Raw genomic sequence first — 10580 nt, forward strand, 5'->3', positions numbered from 1 at the left:
GTCCCCCACCTCCGGGCGCCCGCATACCCGTCCCCGCCGTCCCGAATCCCCACGATCTTGCACTTTCTGTCCCGACCAACGTGCACAGGTCTGACATTTCACCAACACAAACCGCAAGATCGCGAGAGCGGGGGCGCGGGCGCGGGCGCGGGCAGGGTCAGGTGGGGAAGCCCTGGGAGGGGGGTGGATTTTCGGCTTGGGCCAGGGCTGCCGCCAGCGGGGCCAGGTCGGCGGTGTCCAGGGAGCTGACGGTGATGCGCAGGGCCGGCGGGGCGGCGATCCGGTAGAGCGCGCCGGGGGCCACCGCCCAGCCGGCGTCGCGGAGCGCTGTCACAGTGCTGGTCTCGTCCGCGACCGGCAGCCAGACGTTGATGCCACTGCGACCGTGGGCGGTCAGGCCGTGCTCGGCCAGCGCGGCGAGCAGCCCGTCGCGACGCTGCTCGTAGCTGTGCGCCGCCCGCTGCACCAACGCGGTGACAGCCGGGTCCCGCCACAGGGCGAGCACCAGACGTTGCAGCACTGTGGAGACCCAGCCGGCACCGACCCGGGTACGGCCGCTCACCCGGGCCACAGTCGTCTCGTCGCCGACCAGCACCGCCATCCGCAGGTCCGGGCCGAAGGGCTTGCTCACCGAACGGAGGAAGGCCCAACTCGCTGTCGCACCGGCGAGCGGATGCAGGGGTACGCGGGCCAGTTCGGCGGCGTGGTCGTCCTCGATCAGCAGCAGGTCCCGGCGGCCGGCGAGTAGTGTCCGCAGCGCCTCGGCGCGGGCCGCGGAGACGGCGGCGCCGGTCGGATTCTGCGCCCGGCTGGTGACGATCAGCGCCCGCGCTCCGGCGGCGAGCGCCGCGGCCACCCCGCCGACCAGTGGTCCCTCGTCGTCCAGCGGTACGCCGATCGGGCGCAGGCCCAGCGCGGCGACGAGGTCGAGCAGGTTGGCCCAGCCCGGGTCCTCGACCGCCACCGCGTCGCCGGGGCGCAGGTGGGCGCCGAGCAACCGTTCGATGCCGTCCAACGCACCGCCGGTGAGCGTCAACTCCCCGGCCGGTACGCCGTCGGCGCGCAGCCGGGCACGGGCCACCTCGGCCAGTTCGGGCAGCACTCCGGCATCGGAGTAGCCGACCGAGGGGCCGTTCTCGATGGCGAGCGCCGCCAGGTGCGGGCCCAGCGGGGGAAGCAGACGGGGGTCGGGTTCACCCCGGGACAGGTCTCGGGCGCCGGGCAACGGTGGGGGACGCAGCGCGGAGCGGCGGGCGGCCACCGGCGGGCGGGGGCGTACCCGGGTGCCGTGCCGACCGGCGGTGGCGAGCAGGCCACGCTGGCGTAGCTCCTGGTAGGCGCGGGCGACGGTGGCGGGGCTGACACCCAGCTCGGCGGCGAGTGCCCGTACGGGTGGCAGGGCGGCCCCCGGTGACAGGGCGCCGGTACGGATGCCCGACTCGATGCTGGCCGAAATCTCGACTGCTGTCGTACCGATGAGCTGATAGTGTGCTGACACAAATAAGAGATTGTACTAGAACAAAGGGGCGCGCGCATGTATCCACCCACCGCCCGGACCACACCCCACCGCTCCCGCGACAAGATGAGCTACGACCAGGCCGCCGCCCACGCCGTGCTCGACGAGGCGTACGACTGCGCGCTCAGCTTCGTCGTCGACGGCCAGCCACGGGTGCTACCCACCCTTCACGTTCGCATCGGCGACACGCTCTACCTGCACGGCTCCACCGGCAGTCGACCGCTGCTCGCCGCCCGGGGCGACGACGGGTTGCCGGTCTGCGTCGCGGTGACAGTGCTCGACGGGCTGGTCTACGCCCGTTCCCAGTTCCACCACAGCGCCAACTACCGCTCGGTCGTCGCGCACGGCACCGCCCGACTGGTCACCGACGAGCGGGAGAAGCTCGCCATGCTCACCGCGCTGGTCGAGAAGGTCGGCGCGGGACGCAGCACCGCCACCCGTCCGCCCAGCCGTCGCGAGCTGGCCGAGACCGCCGTACTGGCGCTGCCACTGCGCGAGGTGTCCGTCCGGGCCCGCGCCGGCGGGGTCCGCGAGGACGAGGCCGACCTGGATCTGCCGCACTGGGCCGGCGTGCTGCCGCTGCGACTGACCGCCGGGGCACCCGAGCCGGACGCCGGGGTCACCGCGCCGCTGCCGGCGTACCTGCGGACGCCCCGCACGCCCTGGCACGACCCGGTGCCGCTGCACGGCGAGCGCGTTCGGCTGGAGCCGCTCGAGTTGGCGCACGCCGACGAGTTGCACGCCGCCACCGCGGACCCTGTGGTGTGGCGGCACCTCAGCGTCGCGCCGCCCACCGCCCCCGCCGAAACCGCCGAGGTGATCGGCACCGCCCTGGCCGCCCAGCACCGGGGCGAGCGGGTGGCCTGGGTGCAGCGGTGCGCGGCGACCGGGGCGGTGGTGGGCAGCACCTCCTACTACGACATCGACCCGGAGCGGCGGGCGGTGGCGATCGGCCACACCTTCCTCGGCCGGCCCTGGTGGCGTACCGGGATCAACACCGAGGCGAAGCTGCTGCTGCTCAGCCGGGCCTTCGACGACCTGGGCGCGGTACGGGTCGCCTGGCACACCGACATCCGCAACGTTCGCTCCCAGGCGGCCATCGAACGGCTCGGCGCGACCCGGGAAGGGGTGCTGCGGATGCACCGGCAACGCCCGGACGGCTCCTGGCGGGACACCGTGCAGTACGCGATGACCGTCGACGAGTGGCCGAACGCACAGGCCAGGCTGCGAGAAAGACTTCTGCGGACGGCACCGGCGGCGTGATGATGGCGGGCGTGCTGGGGATCACCGACATCTGGACGTACGTACTGGGCACCGTGGCCATCATCCTGCTGCCCGGGCCGAACTCACTCTTCGTGCTCTCGACCGCTGCCAAACGGGGCGTCGCGGTCGGCTACCGGGCCGCCGGTGGCGTGTTCGTCGGCGACGGGGTGCTGATGTTCCTGTCCGCCGCCGGGGTGGCGTCGCTGCTCAAGGCGTACCCGCCGCTGTTCATGGTGATCAAGTACGCCGGTGCCGCGTACCTCGGTTATGTCGGGGTGACCATGCTGCTGGGCGCCGTGCGGCGCTGGCGCGACCGCAACGACCCGAGCACGCCGCGGCTCATCGACGCCGCGGAGCCGGCGGCGATGCGCAGCCCGTTCCGCAAGGCGCTGGTGATCAGCCTGCTGAACCCGAAGGCGATCCTGTTCTTCATCTCGTTCTTCATCCAGTTCGTCGACCCCGGTTACGCCTGGCCGGCGCTGTCGTTCCTGCTGCTCGGGCTGATCGCGCAGGTGACCAGCGCGCTCTACCTGACCGCGTTGATCTTCGCGGGCACCTTCCTGGCCGCCCAGTTCCGCCAGCGCCGCCGCCTGGCGGCCGGTGGCACCACGGCCGTAGCCGCCCTCTTCCTGGCCTTCAGCCTCAAGCTGGCCACAGCCAGCGCGGGCTAATCCAACCCCAACCCCCACCCCCACCCCCACCCTCGCTGCCCGCCGGCCCGCCCGCCCGCCCGCCCGCCGCGATCTTGCACTTTCGGTCGTCGAAACGCGCATTCTGAGCCGCTTTGTCGCCGCAGAAACTGCAAGATCGCGGGGGTGGGAGGGCGGGGCCCCGGGGGCGCGGGCCCGGGGGGGGTGAGAGGGCGGGGCCGGGCGCGGGCCGGGCGGACGGTCAGGTGCCGTCGCCGCCGGAACCGCCGCCTCCTACGCCGGCGCCTCCGGCGGTGCCGCCCAGGCCGTAGCCCGGTCGGATCGGCTCGTCGGGATGGCGACTGACGTGGGCCGATCCGGCGATCTGCGCGGACCAGTCGGCGTGCGCGGCCGCGGCGGCGTGCCGGTTGATCGCCTGGCGGATCCAGCCGTCCACCGTGGCGACCCAGTCCCGCCGGTCGGCGTGCTCGTGCCAGATCCGGAACCTGCTGATGCTCTGGTGGGTGATTCCGGCCAGCGCCAGCCGGCGATCCATCCAGAGGATCGCCTCCAGGCCCGCCGAGTTGGTCACGAAGATCACCTCCAGCTCGGTGATCGGGCCGGCGTAGAGCGGCCCCACCCAGTAGCCCCAGCGTTGATGCAACGGCAGGGTGTGCTCCACCCCCGGCAACCCGCCCTCCTGCAACCCGGACTGGCGGATCATGAAACCGAGCGTGTCCAGCGCCGCCAGCACGTGCTGCTGGGTGGGGATCGGATGCACGAAGACCGGCACCATGGCCCCCTGGTCGCGGTCGGGGTCGAGTGACACCTCGGTCCGCAGGCCCATCCGCAGGCTCAGCAGCGGCACCCCACCAAAGGTGGTCACCGGGGTCTCCCACGGCAGCGGGAACGCGAAGTCGACAGCCCGCCGCCGACCGGCCGGTACGACGAACCGGCCGGCGATCGGCAGGTGGTGGAACTGCACGAGACGTCGGGCCGCAGCCGGATCGTCCGGTTCGACAGTGGTGACGAGGCCGAGTCGGATGTGCCGCACCAGCACGTCCTCCGGGCCGGCCGCGACTGTCACCCGGCCGGGCAGGCGCAGGCCCGGGCGGGTACTCGGGTTGGGCAGCGTGGTCTGCACGGAGAGTCCGGTGCCACCGGACTCCGGGGACACTCCCGTCAGCCGCACCGCGCCCCCTCCCGGAACGGGGACAGCACGCCCCGCACCAGCCGCGCCTACCCCGTCGAGGTGATCTCAAGCCCGCCGACGTCGAACAGCACGGCGTCGACCCGGCCGCACGTCGTCAGTGCGGCCGGGTCGGCACGTCAGCGCAAACGACGCCCGCGCGGAACCGTGTCGGTCTCGTCGTCGAACTCCCCGATGACCTCCTCCAGGAGGTCCTCCAGGGCCACGAAGCCGATCGGCCGGGCCGGGCCACCGCCGTTGCGGACCAGCGCGAGCTGCGACTGCCGGGCCCGCATCGCCGCCACCGCCTCGGTGACCGAGGACGTCGCGGGCAGTGTGAACGCGGGGGTCATCAGCTCCCCGGCGGTGGCGACACGGCCGGTGGTGACCACCCGTACCGCCTCCCGGACGTGCACGAGCCCGCACACGTCGCCCGCCTCGTCGAGCACCGCGAGCCGGGATCGGCCGCTGTCCCGGCTGACCTCTTCGATCCGTTCGGCCGGGTCGTCCCGGCGGACGGTGACCATGGTGGCGAACGGCTCCATCACCTGCGCCACCGACGTGCCCTGCAACTCCAGCATGCTGGTCAGCAGTTGGTGCTGCTCGGCACCGAGCAGCCCGTGCTCTCGGGACTGCTCCAGCAGCATCCGCAGCTCGTCCGGGCCGTGCACCTGGGCGAGCTGGTCCTGCTGGTTGACGCCGAACAGCCGCAGGATCGCGTTGGCCAGGGCGTTCAGCGCGGAGAGCACCGGCCGGGAAACCCGGGCGAAAGCGCGGAACGGCAACGCGAGCAGCGTCGCCGAGCGCTCCGCGTCGGTGATCGCCCACGACTTCGGTGCCATCTCCCCCACCACCAGGTGCAGGAAGGTCACCACCCCGAGGGCGAAGACCAGGGCGACCAGGTGACTGGCCGCGTCCGGTAGGCCCACCGCGTGCAGCAGGGGGCTGAGCAGGTGCTCGATCGCCGGCTCGGCCAGCGCGCCGAGACCCAGGGTGCACAGCGTGATGCCGAGCTGCGCGCCGGCCAGCATCAGCGACAGTTCGCGGACGCCGTCCAGCGCGGCCCGTGCCGCCCGACCACCGTTCGCCGCCGCCTGCTCCAGGCGGTAGCGCTTGCTGGCCACCAGGGCGAACTCGGCGGCCACGAAGAACCCGTTCAGCGCCAACAGGATCACCGAACTGAACAGCGCGATCCCGGGGCTCATGCGGACACCTCCGGTTTGGTCAGCTGCAACCGCACCGAGTCGGCCACGTGCCGGTCCACGGCCAGCACCTCGACCAGAGCCCGGGGCTCCGTCTCGTTGTCCTCGCCGTCCGACCCCTCGGGTTGCAGGCTGATCTCCAGCCGGTCACCGACCTCGGGCACCCGGCCCAGCTCCCGCATCACCAACCCGGACAGGGTGTCGTACTCGGGGGCCTCGGGCAGTGCGATGCCGGTGCTGTCGGCGACCTCGTCGATCCGCCAGCGGGCCGGCACCACCCAGGACCCGTCGTCCTGCCGGGCCGGTGCCCGCTCCGGTGGGTCGTCCTCGTCGCGGATCGGGCCGACCAGTTCCTCGGCAATGTCCTCCAGCGTGATGACGCCAGCGAAGCCGCCGTACTCGTCGACCACGCACGCCATCTGCCGGTGCCCGGACCGCAGGCGGTCGAGCACCGTGGGCAGGGGCAACGTCTCCGGTACGAGCAGCGGCGGCCCGGCCACCGCGCTCACCGGGGTGGTGGCCCGCTCCCCCGGGGGTACGCCGAGCACGTCGGCGATGCCGACGATGCCGAGCAGGTCGTCGACGCCCTCCGCACCGCGTACCGGGAAGCGGGAGTGGCCGGTGTCGAGCAGCTCGACCACCCGGCTCACCGGTTCGTGCGCCCGAACCGTGTGCACGTCGACGCGCGGCACCATGGCCTCGCCGGCGGTCAGCTCGCGGAAGTCCAGACCTCGGTCGAGCAGCGTGGACATCTCGGCGTCGAGGCTGCCCTCCTCGCGGGACTCGGCGATGATCTGTTCCAGGTCCGCCGGGGTGGCGCCGCTGGGCAGCTCCTCGATCGGCTCGATGCCGATGCGGCGCAACAGCCGGACCGAGGCCCGGTCGAAGAGCCGGATCAGCGGCCCGGCGACGGCGAGGTAGATCAGGGTGGAGCGGCTCAGCGCCCGGGCCAGTTGCTCGGCCCGAGCGATGGCCAGGTTCTTCGGGGCCAGCTCACCGAGGACCATCTGCACGATGGTGGCGATGACCAGGGCCAACGCCACCGACAGCGGCAGGCTGACCGCCTCGCTGACGCCGGCCACGCCGAGCAGTTCGGCGAGACCACCGCCCAGGTACGGCTCGGCGACGTAGCCGACCAGCAGCGCGGTGACGGTGATGCCGAGTTGGGCACCGGAGAGCATGAAGGAGAGCCGGCTGGTGACGGTCAGGGCCCGGGCGGCGGCCTGATCGCCGTCATCGGCGAGCTGGCGCAGCTTGCCCCGGTCCACGGCGACGTAGCCGAACTCCTGCGCCACGAAGTAGCCGGTGGCGGCAGTGAGAAGAATGATCAGAAGGAGACCAACGACGATCAACACGGGTCGCTCAGGGCTCCCGGGGTCGTCGGTACGGGAATATGCCGGGCACGACCCGGCTGGCTACTGCTGCCCTCCTGGGCAGAAGAGTCGATCATGCCGTCATTTTATCTGCGCTGGCTGGGACTCCGCTGGGGGTGGGCCGAAGGAGCGGAACGTCCGGTTCAGCGGGCCCCGCCGGTCGTCACGCCGGGCCCGGCGGCCCCGCCGGCCCGCCGCCTGGTCCGCGGTCGGCCAGCTCATCGGCGTCGAGCAGACCCCGGTCGAGCCGCCCCGACCGGTACGCGGCCCGCCCGATCATCTGCGCCGCCACCGGCGCGGTCGCCAACTGGAAGACCGCCACCAGCAGGATCATGCCCAGGTCCGCCGGGGACCGCAGCCGCAACGCGATGCCCAGCAGCAACAGGAGCACCCCGAGCACCTGCGGTTTGGTGGCCGCGTGCATCCGGGACAGCGCGTCCGGGAAACGCAGTACGCCGATCCCGGCGGCCAGGGCGAGCAGCGCGCCGGCCACCAGACAGCCAGCGCCGAGCCAGTCCGCGATCGTCGCGATCACTGCTGCTCCCGGACGGCGAAGCGGACCAGCGACACCGAGCCCACGAAGCCCAGCAGGGAGAGCACCACCAGCACCGGCAGCGTGGTGGCGTGCCGGTTGACCGCCGCCTCGGCGCCCACCGCGCCGACCATCGTGGCGAGCAGCATGTCCGCGGCGATCACCCGGTCCACCAGCGACGGGCCACGGTAGAGGCGGGCCAGCGCGAGGAGCGCGGTGACCGACAGCAGAGCGGTGAGGACGACGGCCAGGAAGGTGGTCACGGGCGGGTTCCCTTCTCGGGTGAGGTGACGTCGAGTCGGCGCAGTTCGCTGGTGGAGCCGACCGCGCGGACGATTCGCCGCTCGACGGCGAGCGTGCGGGCCCGGGCCACGTCCAGGTCCCCGGGGCCGTGGGTGTCCAGGACATGCAGGTAGAGCGTTCCGGAATCCCGGTCCACCTCGAGGATCAGCGTGCCCGGCACCAACGAGACCGCCTCGGCGGTGAGCGCCAGGTTCAGGTCGGTGGCCACTCGCAACCGGACCGCGATGATCGCCCCGCGCGGTCGGTAGCCGGGCTGCACGGCGATCCGGGCGATGTGCAGGCTCGCGCTGACCAACTCGACGGCGAACCGGCCCGCGAACACCAGCAGCGCCCACGGTCGCAACCGGCCACCGAAGCTGACGGCCGGCAGCGGGTAGAACACCAGCACCGCCGCACCCACGAGCAGGCCACCGACCAGGTTGGCCCAGGTGATGTCGCCCCAGAGCAGATTCCAGACCACCACCAGCCACCCGAGCGCCACCGCCTGGTCCCGCCAGCGCCCGAGCCGGCCCCGCCCCACCGCTGCGGGCCCGGGGGCGTCGGGAGCCGGCTCCGGGGAGCCGGTCACGGCACACCGCCCGGTAGCACGGCACGGACGTACGGGGTGCGCAGCCGCAGGTCCTCAGCCGCGTCGGCGGTGACGTCGAAGAGCGGACCGGCCAGCACCGTCAACGCCAGCCCGATGGCGACCAGTGCCACTGTGGCGCCCACCATCAGCCTCGGCAACTGGACGACCGGCTCGCTGGTGGCCAGCCGGGGCGCACGCCAGAAGGCGATGTTCCACACCCGGGACGCCACGTACAGGGTGAGCAGACTGGTCAGGGTGCCGGCCGCGACCAGCACCCCGGGTAGCGGTCCGCCGGCCGCCACGCCTGCCTGGAGCAGGCCGAGCTTGCCGAGGAAACCGGAGAACGGTGGCACTCCGGCGAGATTCATGGCCGGGATGAAGAAGAGCACACCCAGCAGCGGCGCCACCCGGGCCAGCCCGCCGATACGACGCAGGTCGGTGCTGCCGGCCCGCTCCTCGACCAGCCCGGCGACGAGGAACAGCGTGGTCTGGATGGTGATGTGGTGCACCACGTAGAAGATCGCGCCGGAGAGGCCGGCGGCGGTGCTCAACGCCACCCCGAAGATCATGTAGCCGATGTGACTGACCAGTGTGAACGAGAAGAGTCGTTTCAGGTCGGACTGGGCCACCGCACCGAGGATGCCGATCACCATGGTCAGCCCGGCGACGACCATGAGCAGGATGTGGGCACGCCCGCCGGGGAACAGCAACGTCTCGGTGCGGATGATCGCGTAGACGCCCACCTTGGTGAGCAGACCCGCGAAGACGGCAGTGACCGGGGCCGGCGCTGTGGGGTAGCTGTCCGGCAGCCAGGCCGACAGGGGGAAGACCGCCGCCTTGATCGCGAAGGCCAGCAGCAACATCAACTCCAGGGCCAGTCGGACACCGTCGGGCAGGTCGTCGAGGCGCTGGGCGAGCTGGGCGAGATTGAGCGTGCCGGTGGCCGCGTACACCAGACCCACCGACGTCAGGAAGATCATCGAGGAGAGGATGCTGACCACCACGTACGTCGACCCGGTCCGGATCCGGGTCTCGGTGCCCCCCAGGGTGATCAGCACGAAACTGGCGGCCAGCAGGATCTCGAACCCGACGAAGAGGTTGAACAGGTCACCGGCCAGGAACGCGTTGGTGACGCCGGCGGTGAGCACCAGGTACGTCGGGTGGAAGATCGACACCGGCGAGCTCTCGCTCGTCTCGCTGCGACCCTGGCCGATCGAGTAGAGCAGCACGCAGAGGGTCACCGCCGAGGAGACCACCAGCATCAGCGCGGCCAGTTGATCGGCCACCAGGACGATGCCGACCGGCGCCGGCCACCCCCCGACCGCCACCACCACCGGCCCGTGCCGGTACGCCTGCACCAGCAGCAGCACCGCCACAGTGAGCGTGCCGCTCAGACACAGCACACTGATCGCGCGCTGGATTCGGGGGTTCCCGGCCAGCAACAGGGTCAGCGCCGCACCGAGCAGCGGCACCACCACCGGCAGCGGCACCAGGGCGCGCATCATGACTCGTCCCCGCGTCGTAGCCGGCGGCGGGCCGGCTCGGGATCGACCTGTTCCGGGTCACCGTTCGGGCCCTCCCCACCGAGGTCGACCGCGCCCGCCTCGTTACGCCCGGCCCGGCGAATGATCTGCCGGTCCTCCAGGTCGTCGGGCACCTCGTCGTCGCCGGAGAGATACCAGCTGCGGTACGCCACAGCGAGCAGGAACGCGGTGAACCCGAAGGTGATCACGATGGAGGTCAACACCATCGCCTGCGGCAGCGGGTCACTCATCCGCTCCACCGGCCCCGTGCCCACGATCGGCGCCCCGCCGGACCGCCCGCCCAACAGGATCAACAGGTTCACCCCGTTGCCGAGCATGACCACCCCGAGCAGGATCCGGGTCAGGCTGCGCTCCAACAGAAGGATCACCCCGCACCCGACCAGGACCGCGACGGCCAGCACCAGCACCAGCGTCGGCCCCGCACCGCTCCGCGTCACGGTGCCACCCCTGTTCGCGACTGC

The 10580-nt window shown here is 72.2% G+C and carries 11 protein-coding genes; 2 read left to right on the forward strand and 9 right to left on the reverse strand.

Translation table 11 applies throughout. The features are described 5' to 3' along the window. Window positions 1-157: 157 nt before the first annotated feature. Window positions 158-1498, reverse strand: coding sequence for an aminotransferase class I/II-fold pyridoxal phosphate-dependent enzyme (locus AB0C19_RS11335; RefSeq protein ID WP_357182909.1), 1341 nt, complete (start codon window positions 1496-1498; stop codon window positions 158-160). A gap of 36 nt (window positions 1499-1534) precedes the next feature. Here AB0C19_RS11335 and AB0C19_RS11340 point away from each other — a divergent pair, with 36 nt between their 5' ends. Beyond that, the gene (locus AB0C19_RS11340; RefSeq protein WP_357182912.1) at window positions 1535-2779 is read left to right on the forward strand and encodes a bifunctional pyridoxamine 5'-phosphate oxidase family protein/GNAT family N-acetyltransferase; all 1245 of its coding nucleotides are present in this window, start codon (window positions 1535-1537) and stop codon (window positions 2777-2779) included. After that, a complete protein-coding gene (gene leuE / locus AB0C19_RS11345) occupies window positions 2779-3450 on the forward strand; it encodes a leucine efflux protein LeuE (protein WP_091400492.1) in 672 nt (223 codons plus the stop codon). Before AB0C19_RS11340 ends, leuE begins: the two co-directional genes overlap by 1 nt. A 220-nt stretch (window positions 3451-3670) precedes the next feature. Here leuE and AB0C19_RS11350 read toward each other — a convergent pair whose 3' ends face one another. The 8 genes from AB0C19_RS11350 to AB0C19_RS11385 form a co-directional block, all read right to left on the reverse strand. Beyond that, window positions 3671-4600, reverse strand: a complete 930-nt coding sequence (locus tag AB0C19_RS11350; RefSeq protein ID WP_357182916.1) for a sporulation protein — start codon at window positions 4598-4600, stop codon at window positions 3671-3673. Between the two features lie 137 nt (window positions 4601-4737). Continuing rightward, window positions 4738-5802 carry a hemolysin family protein gene (locus tag AB0C19_RS11355; RefSeq protein ID WP_357182920.1) on the reverse strand — a complete coding sequence of 355 codons (1065 nt, stop codon included), beginning with the start codon at window positions 5800-5802 and terminating at the stop codon, window positions 4738-4740. Then, window positions 5799-7154, reverse strand: a complete 1356-nt coding sequence (locus AB0C19_RS11360) for a hemolysin family protein (protein WP_357182923.1) — start codon at window positions 7152-7154, stop codon at window positions 5799-5801. The genes AB0C19_RS11355 and AB0C19_RS11360 overlap by 4 nt, the downstream gene beginning before the upstream one ends. Before the next feature lie 181 nt (window positions 7155-7335). Beyond that, complete coding sequence (mnhG, locus tag AB0C19_RS11365; RefSeq protein WP_357183155.1) at window positions 7336-7704, reverse strand: monovalent cation/H(+) antiporter subunit G; 369 nt, start codon at window positions 7702-7704, stop codon at window positions 7336-7338. After that, window positions 7704-7967 (reverse strand): monovalent cation/H+ antiporter complex subunit F, encoded by a 264-nt coding sequence (locus AB0C19_RS11370; protein WP_030489433.1) that lies wholly within the window; start codon window positions 7965-7967, stop codon window positions 7704-7706. The genes mnhG and AB0C19_RS11370 overlap by 1 nt, the downstream gene beginning before the upstream one ends. Further along, complete coding sequence (locus AB0C19_RS11375) at window positions 7964-8575, reverse strand: Na+/H+ antiporter subunit E (protein ID WP_357182926.1); 612 nt, start codon at window positions 8573-8575, stop codon at window positions 7964-7966. The genes AB0C19_RS11370 and AB0C19_RS11375 overlap by 4 nt, the downstream gene beginning before the upstream one ends. Beyond that, window positions 8572-10077, reverse strand: coding sequence for a Na+/H+ antiporter subunit D (locus tag AB0C19_RS11380; RefSeq protein WP_357183158.1), 1506 nt, complete (start codon window positions 10075-10077; stop codon window positions 8572-8574). Before AB0C19_RS11380 ends, AB0C19_RS11375 begins: the two co-directional genes overlap by 4 nt. After that, the gene (locus AB0C19_RS11385; protein ID WP_357183160.1) at window positions 10077-10556 is read right to left on the reverse strand and encodes a Na(+)/H(+) antiporter subunit C; all 480 of its coding nucleotides are present in this window, start codon (window positions 10554-10556) and stop codon (window positions 10077-10079) included. The genes AB0C19_RS11380 and AB0C19_RS11385 overlap by 1 nt, the downstream gene beginning before the upstream one ends. Between the last annotated feature and the right edge of the window lie 24 nt (window positions 10557-10580).

The organism is Micromonospora sp. NPDC048842, assembly GCF_040649935.1.
GTDB classification, from domain to species: Bacteria; Actinomycetota; Actinomycetes; order Mycobacteriales; family Micromonosporaceae; genus Micromonospora; species Micromonospora hortensis.